We start from the raw sequence: 15,330 nt of genomic DNA on the forward strand, positions 1-15,330 counted from the left end.
CGCACGGATGGCTCCTTCTCGCACTCGTCTGATCGGCCGCGCCCAGCCTAGTCGGGCGGCGGCACTGCTCCTCGTCGGTCGACGCGCGCTCAGCGCGCGTCGACCTCGTCGATCTTCTCGGCCCCGAACGCCTCGCGGAGCAACTGCACCGCCTGCTCCTCGCCGGACTGCCGGGCGGTCTGCTCGTCGATGACATCGTCCAGCGGTTCATCGCCCGGGTCGAAGCCCTCGTAGACGGGCGCCGCCGGGGCCGCGCCCGCCGAGCGGCCGCCGGCAGGCCCGTCGTAGTCCGGGTCGTAGGGCGGTTCCCCGGCCCAGTCGGCGTCCGCGGTCTTCCGGGTCGCCTGGGCCGCCCGTGGGCCCTTGCTCGGCCCGCCACCGGCGGCAGCGGCCGCCGCAGCCGCCCGCGCCGCCGCGATCGCGCTGTTCTTCGGCGTGCCACCGCCCGCCGGCGCCGCACCCGATGGCCCGGCCGGCTTCGGTACGGCCGGCGCCGCACCCGGTGGTCCGGCCGGCTTCGGTACGGCCGGCGCCGTGGCCACCGACACCGAGGCGGTCGGCACGGTAGGGCTAGACGTGCCGGCCGTGGTCACGGCTGCCGCCCCACCCGGGCGGGCGGCCTCGGGCCAGCCGTCCCCGCCGTCGGTGGCAGCCGTCGGAGCGTCACCGGTAGACGCGGGCTCTCCGGAGCCACCCGGTCGGGCCGGTTCCGGCCAGTCCTCCTCGTCGTCCCCGCCTGCGGCAGCCTCGGGCTCGGCGGGTCGCCGCGCCGGGCCACCGGACGACGCCGACGCCTGGGCGGACGGGCCGGCAGGGTTCCCCGGCCGGCCGCTGGCCGGTTGCGCCGCGCCACCGGTGTGGTTCCCCGGGGCGTCGGACGCACCGGACGCCGGGCGCGCCGGGGCGGGACCGGACGCGGGGCGCGTCGGCGCGGCGTCGGACGAGGCGGACGAGGCAGGCGCCGGACGGGCCGGAGCGCTGTCGGATGAGGCCGCCGAACGTGCCGGGGCGGCGTCGGACGCCGGGCGGGCCGCGCCGGAGGGGCGGGACGGGCCGCCGAGCGAGGCCGCGCCCCGCTCACCGGCCACCTCGCACCGGATCTGCCAGCGGCCGCCCAATTCCTCGTAGAGCGCGTCGGTGAGCACGGCGGCGTGGTCGGCCATCATCTTCGCCAGCACCGTCGACTTCACGGTCAGCACCAGCGTGTCGCCGTCCAGGTCGCGGACCACCGCGTCGCGCATCAGCGCCGCGATCCGCTTGTTGCTCCGGTTGACCTTGCCGACCACCTCCGCCCAGACCCGGCGCACCGCGACGGCGTCCAGTGCGCCAGCCGGGGCCGCGCCGGGGCGGGGCGGGGCGGGCGTAGCCGGATCGGGCAGCACCGCGGAGGCCGGCACCGGCCGCCGGGCGGGCGCGTCGGACGCCGCGGAGTCGGTGCCGGGCGTAGGGCTGGAAGGAGCCGGACCCGGCTGGGCGGCGACCCCGTTCGCGGCGGGGCGGGCGGCCGGGCCGGGCTGGGCGGGGCCGTTGGCGGACCCGTCCGCCGGACGGGTCGGGGTCGACCGGGCACCGGCCGCCGCGGCGGCGGCGCGGGCGGCGGCCGCCCCGGTCGGGGCGCCGGCAGCCGCCGGCGTGCCGGCGGTCTCCGGGTCGGGCGCGGCGGCAGCCGCGGTCGGGGCGGGAGGCGCCGGGCGTACCTCGGGGGCGGGGGCGATCGGCGCGGGGCCGGCGGCGGCCGGCGGCGGCTCGGTGCCGCCCAGGGTGAGCCGGCGTTCCATCCGTTCCAGGCGCTGGAGCAGACCGCCGGTGGAGTCGTCCGCGCCGGGCAGCAGCATCCGGGCGCAGATCAGCTCCAGCAGCAGCCGGGGCGCGGTGGTGCCGCGCATCTCGACCAGGCCGTTGTGCACGATGTCGGCGCAGCGGGACAGGGTGGCCGGACCGAGCTGCTGGGCCTGGGCCGTCATCCGCTCGATCTGGTCGGCCGGGCCGTCGATCAGGCCCTTGGCGGCGGCGTCCGGCACCTGCTGGAGGACGATCAGGTCGCGCAGCCGCTCCAGCAGGTCGGAGGCGAACCGGCGCAGGTCGTGCCCGGCCTCGGCGACCCGGTCGACGGTCGCGTACGCGGCGGCGCCGTCCCCGGCGGCCAGCGCGTCGCACATCTCGTCGATCAGCGCCGAGTCGGTCACGCCGAGCAGCGCGGCGGCCCGGGCGTAGCTGACCCCCTCCGGGCCGGCGCCCGCGATGAGCTGGTCGAGCACCGAGAGGCTGTCCCGCATGCTGCCCCCGCCGGCGCGCACCACCAGCGGGAAGACCGCCTTCTCGACCTTGACCCCCTCCGCCTCGCAGAGCTGCTCCAGGTAGGGCCGGAGCACCTTCGGCGGGAACAGCCGGAACGGGTAGTGGTGGGTCCGCGACTTGATCGTACCGAGGACCTTCTCCGGCTCGGTCGTGGCGAAGATGAACTTGACGTACTCCGGGGGCTCCTCGACCAACTTGAGCAGGGCGTTGAAGCCGGCCGACGAGACCATGTGCGCCTCGTCGATGATATAGATCTTGAAGCGGCTCCGGGCCGGCGCGAAGAACGCCTTCTCGCGCAGCTCGCGGGCGTCGTCGACGCCGCCGTGGCTGGCCGCGTCGATCTCGATGACGTCGATCGACCCGGTGCCGTCGGTGGCCAGCGAGCGACACGAGTCACACTGCCCGCACGGCTCGGGCGTGGGCCCCTGCTCGCAGTTGAGCGAGCGGGCCAGGATCCGGGCGCTGGAGGTCTTGCCGCAGCCCCGGGGCCCCGAGAAGAGGTAGGCGTGGTTGAGCCGGCCGCTGCGCAGCGCCTGTGACAGCGGCTCGGTGACCTGCTCCTGGCCGATCATCTCGGCGAAGGTACGCGGCCGGTACTTGCGGTAAAGCGCCAGCGTCACGCGTACCGCCTCCTCTCGACCGAGCCATTCTGCGCCGGTCGGGCGTGGGTGACCACCCACCACCCCGCGACCTGACCCGCAGGAAGGTTACCGGCACCCGGAGACAGAAAGGCCTCCCGTGCACCCGGCAGAGCTCGCTTATCCTTGCTGCCTTCCGGCCCTGGGGAGGTTCACGAGATACCGCCGCACGGGAGGTGACGCCAAGCCTACCCGACCCGGCGTGGATCTTCAGGGGGTGGTGGGGTGGCTGGCCCGTCGGAGACCTGTATTCTGGCTCGCGGAGGATTCGCCTAGAGGCCTAGGGCGCACGCTTGGAAAGCGTGTTGGGTTAACACCCTCACGAGTTCGAATCTCGTATCCTCCGCTCGCTTGAGCAGGAAAAACGACAGGGCCGGCCCCACGGGGACCGGCCCTGAGTCGTCGCTACCGTCGATCTCTCAGTCGTTGACGCCAGGGCCGGTGGACGGACCGGCCCTGGCATCAGTGGGTGCGGGTCAGAACTTGCCCGCGGCCACGTCCGCGAGGGTCACGCGGGCCACCGTGTAGTTGACGGTCACGCCCACGCTGTCGGAGACGTACTTGATCAGCAGGCCGGTGTCGGCGTCGATGGTCAGGCTGTCAGTGCCGCCGCCGGTGATCAGCGCGCCGGCGGCGAGGGTGATCACCGGTTGGCCGTAGAGGGTGCCCTGCGTCACCTTGACCTCGGGCATCTGCCCCAGCAGCCGCACCACCCCGGCGCGGACCGTCGGGCTGCCGGCGCCCGCCTTCAGCGCGTCCAGCGAGTTCTCCCAGACCCAGTTGTCGGTCAGATTGCCCACCGTGGATGCGTCCTGATGGGTGGCCTTGAGCTTCGCGGCGATCTTCGCATCGATCGAGGGCTTGACGCCGGGCGCCTCCAGAGCCGGCGCGGTCTTCGGATCCTTGACGTACGCGAGCGCCATCATCTTGCGGGCCTCGTTGAGATCGCCCTTGGCCGCGTACTCCGCCGCCGCGACCGCCTTCTTCCGCCCGGCCTCGTCCTCGCCACCCGTCGGGTGCTTCCCCTTCACCTGTGCCGAGAGGGCATCGCGGGTCTTGCCGAAGTAGAGGTCGCCGTTGTCGGCGAACAGGTCCCAGACATCGACCTTGAGGCCGTTCGTGTAAACCTGGTCGCGCAGCACGAGCGTCGCGTCGCCCTCGGGCTGCGGGGCGGTGGTCAGATAGCCGACCAGCTTCACCAGCGGGGCGTTCTCGGCGGTCACGCTGCTGGTCGCCGGGTTCGGGGCGGCGAGGTTGGGCGCGGGGGCCTGGGTGCCGGCGCCGGCGGTGACCACCGCGACCGCCGCGATGGCGGCGCGAAGCCGGTGCCGGCGGTGGCGCGCCACGCCAGGCGGCGGTGCCGCAGCTTCCGTCCGCGGCTCTCGATGTGGTCGAGGTCGGGTGCGTACGGCCGGTCTCCGGCGATGCCCTGCAGTGCCGCGCTCAGACGTGCCTCGGTGTCGTACGACATGGTCAGATGTCTCCTCGGTTCAGTACGGACTTGAGCTTGATCAACGCCCGGCTCGTCTGGCTCTTGACGGTGCCCTCGCTGCACCCGAGGACCGCGGCGGTCTCCCGCTCGCTGAGCCCCTCGAGAAACCGCAGGACGACGGTCGCCCGCTGCCGCGCGGGCAGCGACTGCAGCGCCTGGAGCAACTCGTCGCGGTTCACCACCTCGTCGGACATGTCCACGGCGGTGATGTCGGCCAGGTCGACGTCGGGATGCACGGTGACGTTCCGGTTCCGGCGCCAGCTGCGTCGCGACTCGTTGATCAGGATGCGTCGCACGTACGCGGACGGACTATCGGCCCGCTGGACCTTGCGCCAATGGCTGTACGCCCTCGCCAGGGTCTCTTGGACAAGGTCGTCGGCCAGGTACCAGTCCCCGCACAGCAGGTACGCCGTGCGGTGCAACGATGCGGCGATCCCCTGGACGAAAACCCGAGAATCGTGCTCCTCGCCGATCGCCGTCCCGGCCGGTGGGTGCTTCATTACGGTCGTCACATGGGGGAAGACACCCGTACGGGCGCGGACGTCGTCAAAGGAATCGGGATCTTTCTGGGGCTCGGCACGTCAGGCGCCCCCAGCGAACCACGCCCGGCCCCCGAGAGCCGGTTCCCCCGGTTCCGCCGGAGTCAGCCAACGCGGCGTCTGATCGCCGCCAGACTATCCGCCCGCCGCCGAGCAGGCTGGTGGCATGAACGGAGTTCTGGACGGAAAAGTGGCATTGGTGACCGGCGGCAGCCGGGGTATCGGGGCGGCCGTGGCTCTGCGGCTGGCCCGGGAGGGCGCCGACGTGGCGCTGACCTACGAACGGCGCGCCGACCGGGCGGCCGAGCTGGTGGAGCAGATCAAGGCGGTGGGGCGGCGCGCCCTGGCCGTGCCGGCGGACAGCGGCGACCCGGCGGCGGTGCGCGCGGCGGTCGACCGGGTCGCCGGGGAGTTCGGCCGGCTGGACGTGCTGGTCAACAACGCCGGGGTGTTCCTCGTGGGCCCGGTGACGGAGCTCGGCGAGGACGAGGTCGAGCGCACGATCGCGGTCAACGTCCGGGCGCCGTTCGTGTTCGCCCAGGCGGCGGTCCGGCACATGACCGACGGCGGCCGGATCGTGAACATCGGCAGCAACGTGGCCGAGCGGGCCGTCTTTCCGGGTCTCGCCCTCTACTCCATGAGCAAGACGGCCCTGATCGGCCTGACCCGGGGGCTCGGCCGGGAGTTGGGCGGCCGGAGGATCACGGTGAACCTGGTCAACCCGGGGCCGACCGACACCGACGCGAACCCGGCGGACGGGCCGAACGCGGACGCGATCCGGGGCTTCACCGCCCTGGGCCGCTACGCCGCGCCGGCCGAGATCGCCGCCGTCGTGGCCTTCCTGGCCGGTCCGGACGGCGGCTACGTGACCGGCGCGACGATCAACGCGGACGGCGGCTTCGCCGGCTGACCGGCACCGGGCAAGGGGCCGGCTCCACCCGGGTCGGCCCCTTCCGGGTACGCCGTCAGCCCCGCTCCGCCGTCCCGGCGGCGGGGGCGGCGGTCTGTGGGGTGGCCGGTGCCGGCGCGACCTCCTCCCCGGTGGTCGGCGACGTGGCCGGTGCCGGTGCGGTCTCCGCCGGGTGGTCGGTCGGCGGCGCGGCCGGTGCACCGGGGCGCGGGCCGCCGCGCAGCGCCCAGCCGGCGAGCAGCACCGCGCCCGCCGCGCCGACCAGCTGGATCACCCGGTAATCGACCAGGACCAGCAGGCTCGCGCCGGCGAGCACGGCCAGCGTGCCGGGGCCGAAGGTCAGCGTGTTCACGGTCGCGGAGACCCGCCCGACCAGCGCGTTCGGCGTCTCCCGCTGCACCGCCGTCCAGACCGTGATCAGCACCAGCGGAGCCCCGACCCCGACGGCCAGGGTGCCCGCGACCACCGGGACGAGGCCGGGCGCGGCCCGCAGCGCTAGACCGGCGGCCAGGAGCGCGATGGCCGCCGCGGTCACCCGCTGGTCGCCGAGCCGGCGCAGCAGGGTCCCCGCGGCCAGGCCACCGACCAGTGACCCGACGCCCTGCATGGTGCCGAGCACGCCGTTGAACTCCGGCGGCCGGTGCAGACCGTCGTCCACCACGGCGTACGCGAGGGCGCCGTTGATCCCGATCAGCAGCATGGCGGCCCCGGTGCAGACGACCAGGTGCCGTAGCGGGGTGGGCGGGCGGAGGTGCCCGAGCCCTTCGGCGAGCTGGCGGGTCCAGGGCTCGGGCGGGGCCGGAGGCGCCTCGCGTATCCGGATCAGGGCGAGCAGCAGGGCGGCGAGGGCGAACGTGGCGGCGTCGAGCAGCACCACCGGGTGCCCGCCGTACGCGGCGAAGAGGCCGGCGCCGGCCAGCGGGGCGACCAGCTTCATGCCCTCGTTGACCGTCATCCGCAGCCCGTTGAAGTCGCCGAGCAGGTCCCCCGGGACCACGGCCGGCACCAGCCGAGTCGATCAACACGAAGCTGACCCCGTACGCGACCATCACGGCGAAGATCAGCCAGACCCGGGCGGCGGAGTCGACCAGCAGCAGCACCGGCAGCAGGGCGGCCATGGCCAGGTGCAGGGCGATCAGCAGCGGGCGGCGGCGGAACCGGTCGGCCAGCACCCCGATCAGCGGGGCGACCAGGGTGGGCCCCCAGGTGCCGAGGGTGACCAGCCCGGCCACGCTGCTCGACCCGGTGAGGTCCTTCACCCAGATCCCGGCCACCAGCAGGATGGCCGCCGTGCCGAAGCCGGAGACCAGCACGCTGGTCAGGTAGCGGCCGGCGTCGCGGTTGCCCAGCACCCTGGTCGTACCCCAGCTCATGGCACCTCCCCCGTGCGGTGCGATTCTGTCCACACCCGACCCCCAAGTCAATGCTTGGGGGTGAGTGCGACGAGCGGGTGGGGTTCAATGGCGGCCGTGAGCACCACCGACCCACGCCTGCGCGCGCTGGCCCACCCGCTGCGACTGCGCATGCTCTCGCTGCTGTGGAGCGCGCCGCTCTCCGCCGCCGCGCTCGCCCGGGAGCTGGCCGTCTCGCACGCCCTCGCCAGCCAGCACCTGCGCCGGCTGGACGCCGCCGGCCTGGTCGAGCTGGCCGACGTCCGGGCCCGGCGCGGCGGCCGGGAGCGCCGCTACCGGGCGGTACGCGGGCCCTGGCTCACCGAGCAGCAGGAGGGGCAGCCGCTGCTCGCCGAGTCCCTCGCCCGCAACCTCCTCGACCGGGTGGCCGACCGCGCCCCGGGGACGACCGGCGTCACCACCGACGCGGAGCTGTGGGTGTCCCCCGACGCCTGGGCGGCGGCGCGCCGGCGGCTGCACGCGATCATGACCGAGCTGCACGACGCCGCCCAGCCGCCGCACGCGCCCGGTACGGTCCGGGTGGGCGCCACCCTCATGGCCTTCGAGATGACCGACCGGCCGTCGGCCGCCGAGGGCTGACCGACCGTCGTACACATGTTCCATCCACAGCCTGTGGACGCCGAGGGGATCGGATGAGTTACCAGCTCAGCGCGGTGGTCGCCGACGTCGAGCTGCTCCGGGAGCAGACCGCCGACCTGGATCACGCGGTGCTCGCCGCGCTGCGCCAGGACTTCGCGCTGCTGCCGGTCACCCCGCAGCTCGTCGAGGAGTTGACCGGCCGGCTGCCGGACTTCGCCATCGGCGAGCCCTCGGCGGACCAGCCGTTCCAACTCGTCCTCTCGGCCGCCCCGACGGACGACGACTCCGGGTCGCGGCGCGGCGAGCCGGACTTGTCGGAGCTGCTGGCTCGCTGGTCCCGGCGGGGACCGGTGGCGTACCTGGAGGCGGAGTTCGCCGGCGGCCTCGGCCACCAGGCCGCGGCGGTCTGGCTGGGCGGCGAGCCGAGCTGGGGGCCCTGCTTCGACGACCGGCTGGACCGGCCGCGCGCCGAGTGGCCGATCAACGCGGCGCTCGCCCGGCTGGGCGCCGAGCCGGGGCCGTGGATCGACCCGTTCGCCGAACTGGGCCTGCACCTGGAGCGGGACACGGCCGGCTGGCTGGCGCACGGGCGGCGCGGGCTCTCCGCGGACTACTGGGACGAGCTGGCCGAGGAGTGGGAACTACGGCAATCCGACCAGCACCAGCAACCTCATCGCCCCGGTCCCGTTGGGGACTGGGGGATTGCATGAAACTGCGACAATTCGGATTCATCGCCGCGCTGATGACGGCCGCCTCGATCGCCGGCAGCGGCGTCCGTCCACAGGGGCCGGACGTGCCGGCCCGGCCGGTCGGCGCCGCAGGGGTGGTCAGCCTCCACGGGCTGGGCAACGCCGAGTTCGGCGCCACCGAGGAGGACCTGACCCGGCGTGGCGTGCTGCGCACCGACGAGGACGCGTGCGGGCCCACGCTGTCCGGCCACGGCTCGGTCAGCCCGGTCTTCGTCGACGACCGGCTCGTCCTGCTCTGGCTCGACGACCCGATGAGCACACCCGAGGGGATCACCGTCGGCACGCCGGTCGACGTGGTGCACACCGCGTACCCGTCGGTGGTCGACCTCGACGCTCCACAGGGGATGCACCGCTTCGACGGGCTGCTCGCCCGCAGCGGCGACCGGGCGTACCTCTTCCTGCACGACGGCGCCACGGTCCGGAAGATCATCGCCGGGTACGCGGACTGGGCCCGCCGCCTCTTCGACGAGGGCTACGGCCCCTGCTGACCCGCCGGTGGGTTGTGCGCCCGCCCCTCGGACGGTAGAGACGACGCATGCGTCGGGTGGTCATGGTCGGCCTGTCGGTGATCGTCGTGGCCCTGCTGGGCGTGGCCACGAACGTCGCCACCGGCGCGCTACCCGAGCGCTGGTCCCCGTACCTCTGGCTGGCCTGGCCGCTGGTGCTGCTGCTGGTGTCGGTCCTCGTGGTCATCGAGGTGCACCGCGGCCGGGAGCCGCGGGAAACCGGGACCGCCGGCGCGGCGCGGGCCCGGAAGGTGCTGCTGGACCGGGTCCGCCGCTACTGGGTGACCAGCGTGCTGGACCGGTCCCTCCACGAGGAGGCCCGCATCGAGCTGGGCATCGCCGCCACCGCCGACGACCGCCGGCACCCGTGGAGCCTGCGGGCCAGCCACCGGGACGGCTTCACCGGCTCGCTCGACGACCAGACCTCGATGTCGGCCCTGTTCGACCAGCTCGACCAGGCGGTGGTCATCGTCGGCGCGCCCGGGGCCGGCAAGACGACCACCCTGCTGGAACTCGCCCGGGACCTGCTCGACCGCGCCGGCCACGACCCGGACGCCCCGATGCCGGCGGTCTTCAACCTCTCCTCCTGGGCGACCCTCCGCCGGCCCCTCGACCAGTGGCTCGTCGAACAGCTCACCGAGCGGTACGGCATCCCGGCGGAACAGGGGGCCGCCTGGGTCGCGGCGGGGCAGATCCTGCCGCTGCTGGACGGCCTCGACGAGGTGGCCGAGCAGCACCGCGACGCCTGCGCCGAGGCGATCGCCGCGTTCCACGGCCGGCAACCGCTCACCCCGATCGCCGTCTGCTGCCGGCAGGCGGAATACGCAGGGCTCCGGTCGGAACTACCCCTCTACGGCACCGTCGCCATCCAACCGCTGGACCGGTCGCAGATCGAGCGGTACGTCGACCGGCCGGGGCTGGGCGGGCTGCGGGACGCGCTCGACGCCGACCCCGAGCTGTGGCAGCTCGCCGACTCGCCGCTGATGCTCAGCATCATGGCGCTGGCGTACGCCGAGCCGCTCGCCCTCGGCCCCGGCACGACCCGGAACGGCTCCGGCCGCGAGCGCCTCTTCACCCGGTACGTCGACACCATGCTGCGCCGCCGGCCGCACCCCCGGTACCGGCCCGAGCGGACCGCCGGCCACCTCGCCAGCCTCGCCCGGGCGCTCAGCCTGCGTGACCAGACCGTCTTCGTGCTCGACATGATCGACGAGTCCTGGTCGGCACGGCGTCCGGCCGTGTGGTGGACCTCCACGGCGCTCGCCCGCCTGTTCGGCTGCGCCGCGCTCGCCGCGCTGCTCGGCTCGGCGGGCTGGGCGCTGGGGTCGGTGGCCGGCCTGGTCGTCGCCGGTGGTCTGCTGGGGCTGGCCGTGCTGATGCACACGGTCAACTACGACGACCTGTTCGAGCTGACCCGGGCCATCCGCGACCGCCGCGACCGGCCGCCGGAGAGCTGGGTGGCCGCCTGGACCACGAGCGTCGCCGAGCTGGAACGGCTCATCCTGGTCTCGGCGCTCGTCGCCGGCACGGCCGTCGGCGGGCTCACCGGCTTGTTCACCCCCGGCGGCCCGAGCTGGGCCGCCGGCCTCGGCTACGGCGCCGGGTTCTTCCTCGCCACCGTGGTCTCCCTGATCGCCCTCGACAGCGCCCAGGTGCAGCTTCACTTCCGGCCGCCGCCGCCCCCCACCGACCGGCGGGAGCTGCCCAGCCCGTTGCTGCGGCAACGGCTGACCGTCATGGCCGGCGACCTCGTGGCACTGGGCCTGATGGTCGCCGCGCTCGGCTTCGTGCCGGTCGCGCTGGCCCGGGGCGCGGCCGAGTCGCTCCGCTTCGCGGTGCTGCTCGGCGGCGGCACCACCCTCCTGCTGCTCACCGTGGTCGCGTTCTCCCCGATGGTCGAGCAGGCGCTGGTCCGGCGGAGGCTCGCCCGGGCGGACCTGGTGCCGTACCCGCTGCTGCCGTTCCTCGACCACGCGGTGCAGTGCCTCTTCCTGCGCCAGGTCGGCGACGGCTACATCTTCGTGCACCGGGAACTGCTCGACCACTTCGCCGAGCGCGCGGAGGCCGACATGCCGCTGCTGCGGTCCCGCGCCGCCGGGCAGGCCCGGCGGCGGGAGGTGCGACAGGGAGCCCGGGATCTCCCGGGCGCCCGCAACGGTTGGACCTGATGTCAGAGGCGCCGGAACTACGATCCACCCATGCCTGAATCTTCCGAATTGCCGGATCTTCCCCGTACGCCTGCGGCGACGGCGGCGCTCTCCGTGGCCACCCGTTACCTCTCGCCTGCGCTGCTCAACCACTCCATCCGGTCCTACGTGTGGGGGGCGATGTACGCCCGCGCACACGGAATCGCCTTCGACGACGAGCTGTACTACGTCTCGGCCCTCCTGCACGACACCGGGCTCACCGAGCCGTTCGACAGTCATGCGCTCCCGTTCGAGGAGGCCGGCGGGCACCTCGCGTGGGTGTTCGCGGTCGCCGCCGGCTGGCCCGAGGCCCGCGCGGCCCGCGTGGAACACATCGTCGTCATCCACATGCGCGCCCACGTGTCCGCCGCCGAGGACGCCGAGTCCCACCTGCTGCAGGTCGCAACGGCCTGGGACGTGGCAGGACGACGTCCCGAGGAATTTTCCGAAGCGCTCAGGAACAGCGTGCTCGACCGGTACCCCCGACTCGACTTCGCCACCGAGTTCCTAGCCTCATTCGAAAACCAGGCAGAACGCAAGCCGTCCAGCGCGGCAGCACATTCAATCGAATCGGGCGGACGCCTCGTGATCCCCGCGCATCCGCTCGACGCCTAGTCGTGCCGGCTCCGAACGACGGACGCCCGGCCGATCCTCACGGATCAACCGGGCGTTCGCGTATCTCACGAGCGGTGGCGGCGGGATTTGAACCCGCGGAGGGCGTAAACCCTCACACGCTTTCGAGGCGTGCTCCTTAGGCCACTCGGACACGCCACCGCCGAGTAGGCTACAGGACCCCGGGTCCGGACGCCGAACCGGTATCCCCGGGCCCGGCCTGGCAGGATCTTTGCCATGAGTACGCACATCGGCGCTGAGCCGGGAGAGATCGCCGAGCGGGTCCTGATGCCGGGCGACCCGCTGCGGGCCAAGTGGATCACGGAGACCTACCTCGAGGACGCCCGCTGCTACACGACGGTTCGCGGCATGCTGGGCTTCACCGGCCGCTGGAACGGCGTCGAGGTCTCCGTCCAGGGCTCCGGCATGGGCATGCCGTCCGCCTCCATCTACGCGCACGAGCTGATCAACGAGTACGGCGTGAAGACGCTGATCCGGGTCGGCTCCTGCGGCGCCCTGACCGAGGACCTCCAGCTGCGCGACGTGGTCGCGGCGATCGGCTCGTCGACCGACTCGAACATGAACCGGATGCGGTTCGACGGTCTGATCGACTACGCCCCGGTGGCCGACTTCGGGCTGCTGCGCACCTCGGTCGAGGTGGCCGAGCGGCGCGGCATCACCATGCGGGTCGGTCCGATCCTGGCCGCGGACGCCTTCTACACCGACCGGCCGGACCTCTACGACTCCCTCGCCGACTACGGAGTGCTCGCGGTGGAGATGGAGTCGGCGGCGCTCTACACGATCGCGGCCCGGTTCAAGGCCCGCGCGCTGACCATCCTGACGGTCAGCGACCACATCAAGACCGGCGAGAAGACCACGTCGCAGGAGCGCGAGCAGACCTTCGGCCAGATGGTCGAGATCGCCCTCGACACCGTCATCGCCTGACCCGACCCGACCCTCGAGCGCCCCGCCACCGACCGGTGGCGGGGCGCTCGCGTTACCGGTGTCACACAAGAGAATACGACCGGTCGTTCTTGTTTCCGTTACGCTGCCGGCATGACCTCCGACGGCCGCATCGCCCGCGGCGACCGCACCCGCACCGCGGTGCTCGACACCGCCGTGGCACTGGCCACCGAGGTCGGCCTGGACGGGCTCTCCCTCGCCCAGCTCGCCGACCGGCTCGGCGTCAGCAAGTCGGGGCTCTTCGCGCACTGGCGCTCCAAGGAGGCGCTGCAACTCGCCACCGTCGATCGGGCCGTGGCGCAGTGGGAGGAGCGGATCGTCGCCCCGGCCCTGCGCGCCCCCCGGGGCGTCCGCCGGCTGCGCGCGCTGCACGAGGCCCGGATCGAGTTCTACGCCGCCCGGGTCCTCCCCGGCGGCTGCTTCTTCGCCAACACCGAGTTCGAGTACAACGCCCGCCCCGGCCCCGTCCGGGACCGGCTCTCCGAGGCGTTCGGCCGGTGGACCGCGTTCCTCGAACGCCTCGTCCAGGAGGCCGTCGAGCTCGGCGAACTCCCCGCCGACCTGGACGGGCCACTGCTGGCGTACGAGATCGACGCACTGGGGATCAGCGCGGTGATGCGGTCTCGGATGCTCGACCCGGACGCCACCTACCGGCACGCCCGCCAGGGCCTGCTGAACCGGCTGCGGGCGCTCTGCCCGGATCCGACCCTGCTAGCGGAAGGCCAGTCATGAGCCACGAGTTCGGTCACGTCGAGCACGTCCCGGTGCACTTCGACGACCTCGACGCCATGGGCATCCTGCACAACGCCCGCTACGCGGTGCTGCTGGAACGCGCCCTGACGCCGTACTGGGCCAAGCGTGGCGTCGCCTTCCGCGGCGACCTGCGCGGCGCCCCCGACGTGTTCCACGCGGTCCGCGAGTTCACCATCACCTACCGAGCCCCGGTCACCGGCGTCGGTCCGGTGGCGGTGCACTTCTGGCTGGAGCACTTCGGCACCAGCAGCGCCCGCTACGCCTTCGAGTTCCGCTCGGTGGACGGCGCCACCGTCTACGCCGAGGGCACCCGGTCGATCGTCCGGCTGGATCCGGCCACCCTGCGCCCCACCGCCTGGACCGAGGCCGCGCGCGCCGTCGCCGCCACCCTGCTGCGTCCCGCCCCGCAACCCGCCTGAGCGGGCCGGTGGGTCAGCGGAAGAAGGCGCGCAGCAGCGCGACGCTCTCCGCCTCGCACACCCCGCCGTACACCTCAGGGCGGTGGGTGATGCGGCGGTCGCGCAGCACGTCCCAGAGCGAGCCGACGGCGCCGGTCTTCGGCTCCCATGCGCCGAAGACCACCGTCGAGATCCGGGCCAGCGAGATCGCCCCGGCGCACATGGTGCACGGCTCCAGGGTCACCACCAGGGTGCAGCCCTCCAGCCGCCAGCGGCCGAGCCGCTCGGCGGCCCGGCGCAGCGCCAGCACCTCGGCGTGCGCGGTCGGGTCGCCGGTCAGCTCCCGCTCGTTGCGGCCGATCGCCAGCTCGGCGCCGTCCGGGCCGTAGACGACCGCGCCGACCGGGACGTCCTCGATCGCGTCGGCGCCGTCGGCCGGCACGCTGTCCGGGCCGGTCACCGCGACCTCCAGGGCCCGGCGCATCCACAGCTCGTGCCGCTGCCGGCGGCCCACGCCGTCGAGGTCGGCGAACCCCTCGTCCGCGCCCGGACCGACCCGGGCCGGCCGGCCCGGGGTGGGCTGCCCCGGGCGTACGGTCTCCAGCGCCGGATCGGTGGCGTCGGCCGGCTCCGCCCCGCCGGTCCACGCCGACCCGGGCGGCTCAGACCTCACGCAGCTCCTCGACCTCGTCGCCGCAGCCGAGCACCTGGCAGATCTCGGCGGTGACGTCGGCCGGCATCATCCCCTCGTGGCCGCAGAGGGCGAGCAGCTTCGGCGCCGGGATGCCCAGGTCGGCGAGGATGTCCGCGTCGCCCACTGGGTCGGCCTCCGGGTCGACGGCCGGCTGCTCGGTCTCCTCGTCGCCGGCGGCGGCCGGCCGCGGCTCGTCGGCGTCCTCCAGCCCGGTGACCGAGGTCTTCAGGTCGCCGACCAGCAGAGCGCCCAGCCGCGACTCCTCCGCGTACGCCGAGTCGGAGCCGAAGACCCGCAGGTCCTCCCCCTCGTCCAGGCGAAGGATCACCAGGTACGTGTCGTCGGCCTCGACGAAGAGCAGGGAGAGGTCGGCGTCCGGCTCGACGTCGCGCAGCCGGTCGGCCACCTCCTCGATGTCGGTGACCCCCCGCAGGTTCACCTCTTCGGCGGTCCAGGCGCCCTCGACGCGCGCCACGGCAGCAGCGAAGTACGACACGGTCCCCCCAAGTTGGCCTCGGCAGCACGCCGACTCGTCACGCGTTGCACGTTAACCGGTCGGGTCGGCAGGCGACCGGTCAACGCCCCGAAGGGCCGGCCGTTC

The 15,330-nt window shown here is 73.8% G+C and carries 15 protein-coding genes, 2 tRNA genes and 1 other RNA gene; 10 read left to right on the forward strand and 8 right to left on the reverse strand.

Annotation, left to right across the window (positions count from 1 at the left end):
• Positions 1-89 precede the first annotated feature (89 nt).
• Positions 90-2,918: a DNA polymerase III subunit gamma and tau gene (locus tag AC0OLQ_RS34860; protein WP_484529658.1), complete on the reverse strand. Its 2,829-nt coding sequence runs from the start codon at positions 2,916-2,918 to the stop codon at positions 90-92.
• 107 nt (positions 2,919-3,025) lie between these two features.
• Positions 3,026-3,115: signal recognition particle sRNA small type (gene ffs, locus AC0OLQ_RS34865), an RNA gene on the reverse strand.
• 82 nt (positions 3,116-3,197) lie between these two features.
• On the opposite strand from ffs, the gene AC0OLQ_RS34870 reads away from it, so the two are divergent.
• A tRNA-Ser gene (locus AC0OLQ_RS34870) sits at positions 3,198-3,282 on the forward strand.
• A gap of 130 nt (positions 3,283-3,412) precedes the next feature.
• Here AC0OLQ_RS34870 and AC0OLQ_RS34875 read toward each other — a convergent pair.
• Together AC0OLQ_RS34875 and AC0OLQ_RS34880 are read right to left on the reverse strand one after the other, a co-directional pair.
• Complete coding sequence (locus AC0OLQ_RS34875) at positions 3,413-4,282, reverse strand: hypothetical protein (RefSeq protein ID WP_484529659.1); 870 nt, start codon at positions 4,280-4,282, stop codon at positions 3,413-3,415.
• Between the two features lie 127 nt (positions 4,283-4,409).
• Positions 4,410-4,928 carry a SigE family RNA polymerase sigma factor gene (locus tag AC0OLQ_RS34880; protein WP_484529660.1) on the reverse strand — a complete coding sequence of 173 codons (519 nt, stop codon included), beginning with the start codon at positions 4,926-4,928 and terminating at the stop codon, positions 4,410-4,412.
• 205 nt (positions 4,929-5,133) lie between these two features.
• Between AC0OLQ_RS34880 and AC0OLQ_RS34885 the strand changes: the two genes are divergently transcribed.
• Positions 5,134-5,877, forward strand: a complete 744-nt coding sequence (locus tag AC0OLQ_RS34885; RefSeq protein WP_484529661.1) for an SDR family NAD(P)-dependent oxidoreductase — start codon at positions 5,134-5,136, stop codon at positions 5,875-5,877.
• 55 nt (positions 5,878-5,932) lie between these two features.
• Here the strand turns inward: AC0OLQ_RS34885 and AC0OLQ_RS34890 are convergent, their stop codons facing one another.
• Positions 5,933-6,883 (reverse strand): MFS transporter, encoded by a 951-nt coding sequence (locus tag AC0OLQ_RS34890; protein ID WP_484529662.1) that lies wholly within the window; start codon positions 6,881-6,883, stop codon positions 5,933-5,935.
• A 463-nt stretch (positions 6,884-7,346) separates the two neighbouring features.
• On the opposite strand from AC0OLQ_RS34890, the gene AC0OLQ_RS34895 reads away from it, so the two are divergent.
• From AC0OLQ_RS34895 to AC0OLQ_RS34915, 5 genes are read left to right on the forward strand one after another with little or no spacing between them, the layout of a single operon-like run.
• Positions 7,347-7,868, forward strand: coding sequence for an ArsR/SmtB family transcription factor (locus tag AC0OLQ_RS34895; RefSeq protein WP_484529663.1), 522 nt, complete (start codon positions 7,347-7,349; stop codon positions 7,866-7,868).
• A gap of 53 nt (positions 7,869-7,921) precedes the next feature.
• Entirely contained in the window at positions 7,922-8,578 is a 657-nt protein-coding gene (locus tag AC0OLQ_RS34900) for a hypothetical protein (protein WP_484529664.1), read from the forward strand.
• A gap of 32 nt (positions 8,579-8,610) precedes the next feature.
• On the forward strand, positions 8,611-9,105 hold the full coding sequence (locus tag AC0OLQ_RS34905; RefSeq protein WP_484532509.1) for a hypothetical protein: 495 nt from the start codon (positions 8,611-8,613) through the stop codon (positions 9,103-9,105).
• A gap of 47 nt (positions 9,106-9,152) precedes the next feature.
• Positions 9,153-11,291, forward strand: coding sequence for an NACHT domain-containing protein (locus tag AC0OLQ_RS34910; protein WP_484529665.1), 2,139 nt, complete (start codon positions 9,153-9,155; stop codon positions 11,289-11,291).
• 30 nt (positions 11,292-11,321) lie between these two features.
• Positions 11,322-11,924: an HD domain-containing protein gene (locus tag AC0OLQ_RS34915; protein WP_484529666.1), complete on the forward strand. Its 603-nt coding sequence runs from the start codon at positions 11,322-11,324 to the stop codon at positions 11,922-11,924.
• Between the two features lie 72 nt (positions 11,925-11,996).
• Here AC0OLQ_RS34915 and AC0OLQ_RS34920 read toward each other — a convergent pair.
• Positions 11,997-12,083, reverse strand: a tRNA-Ser gene (locus AC0OLQ_RS34920).
• A gap of 75 nt (positions 12,084-12,158) precedes the next feature.
• Here AC0OLQ_RS34920 and deoD point away from each other — a divergent pair.
• The 3 genes from deoD to AC0OLQ_RS34935 all read left to right on the forward strand — a co-directional run bounded on the left by deoD (position 12,159) and on the right by AC0OLQ_RS34935 (position 14,056).
• Positions 12,159-12,866, forward strand: coding sequence for a purine-nucleoside phosphorylase (deoD, locus tag AC0OLQ_RS34925; protein WP_484529667.1), 708 nt, complete (start codon positions 12,159-12,161; stop codon positions 12,864-12,866).
• A 111-nt stretch (positions 12,867-12,977) separates the two neighbouring features.
• A complete protein-coding gene (locus AC0OLQ_RS34930) occupies positions 12,978-13,616 on the forward strand; it encodes a TetR/AcrR family transcriptional regulator (protein ID WP_484529668.1) in 639 nt (212 codons plus the stop codon).
• Positions 13,613-14,056 carry an acyl-CoA thioesterase gene (locus tag AC0OLQ_RS34935; protein ID WP_484529669.1) on the forward strand — a complete coding sequence of 148 codons (444 nt, stop codon included), beginning with the start codon at positions 13,613-13,615 and terminating at the stop codon, positions 14,054-14,056. Before AC0OLQ_RS34930 ends, AC0OLQ_RS34935 begins: the two co-directional genes overlap by 4 nt.
• A 13-nt stretch (positions 14,057-14,069) precedes the next feature.
• On the opposite strand, the gene AC0OLQ_RS34940 is transcribed toward AC0OLQ_RS34935, so the two are convergent.
• Positions 14,070-14,519, reverse strand: coding sequence for a nucleoside deaminase (locus AC0OLQ_RS34940; protein WP_484532510.1), 450 nt, complete (start codon positions 14,517-14,519; stop codon positions 14,070-14,072).
• Positions 14,520-14,697: 178 nt separating this feature from the next.
• The gene (locus AC0OLQ_RS34945; RefSeq protein ID WP_484529670.1) at positions 14,698-15,225 is read right to left on the reverse strand and encodes a tRNA adenosine deaminase-associated protein; all 528 of its coding nucleotides are present in this window, start codon (positions 15,223-15,225) and stop codon (positions 14,698-14,700) included.
• Positions 15,226-15,330 lie beyond the last annotated feature (105 nt).

The organism is Micromonospora sp. Utrum1 (genome assembly GCF_057197805.1).

Coding starts and splice junctions, on each gene's coding strand:
- AC0OLQ_RS34880 (WP_484529660.1), bottom strand. CDS start 4,928: ATGAAGCACCCACCGGCCGGGACGGCGATCGGCGAGGAGCACGATTCT.
- AC0OLQ_RS34885 (WP_484529661.1), top strand. CDS start 5,134: ATGAACGGAGTTCTGGACGGAAAAGTGGCATTGGTGACCGGCGGCAGC.
- AC0OLQ_RS34900 (WP_484529664.1), top strand. CDS start 7,922: ATGAGTTACCAGCTCAGCGCGGTGGTCGCCGACGTCGAGCTGCTCCGG.
- AC0OLQ_RS34905 (WP_484532509.1), top strand. CDS start 8,611: ATGACGGCCGCCTCGATCGCCGGCAGCGGCGTCCGTCCACAGGGGCCG.
- AC0OLQ_RS34910 (WP_484529665.1), top strand. CDS start 9,153: ATGCGTCGGGTGGTCATGGTCGGCCTGTCGGTGATCGTCGTGGCCCTG.
- AC0OLQ_RS34915 (WP_484529666.1), top strand. CDS start 11,322: ATGCCTGAATCTTCCGAATTGCCGGATCTTCCCCGTACGCCTGCGGCG.
- deoD (WP_484529667.1), top strand. CDS start 12,159: ATGAGTACGCACATCGGCGCTGAGCCGGGAGAGATCGCCGAGCGGGTC.
- AC0OLQ_RS34930 (WP_484529668.1), top strand. CDS start 12,978: ATGACCTCCGACGGCCGCATCGCCCGCGGCGACCGCACCCGCACCGCG.
- AC0OLQ_RS34935 (WP_484529669.1), top strand. CDS start 13,613: ATGAGCCACGAGTTCGGTCACGTCGAGCACGTCCCGGTGCACTTCGAC.
- AC0OLQ_RS34940 (WP_484532510.1), bottom strand. CDS start 14,519: ATGCGCCGGGCCCTGGAGGTCGCGGTGACCGGCCCGGACAGCGTGCCG.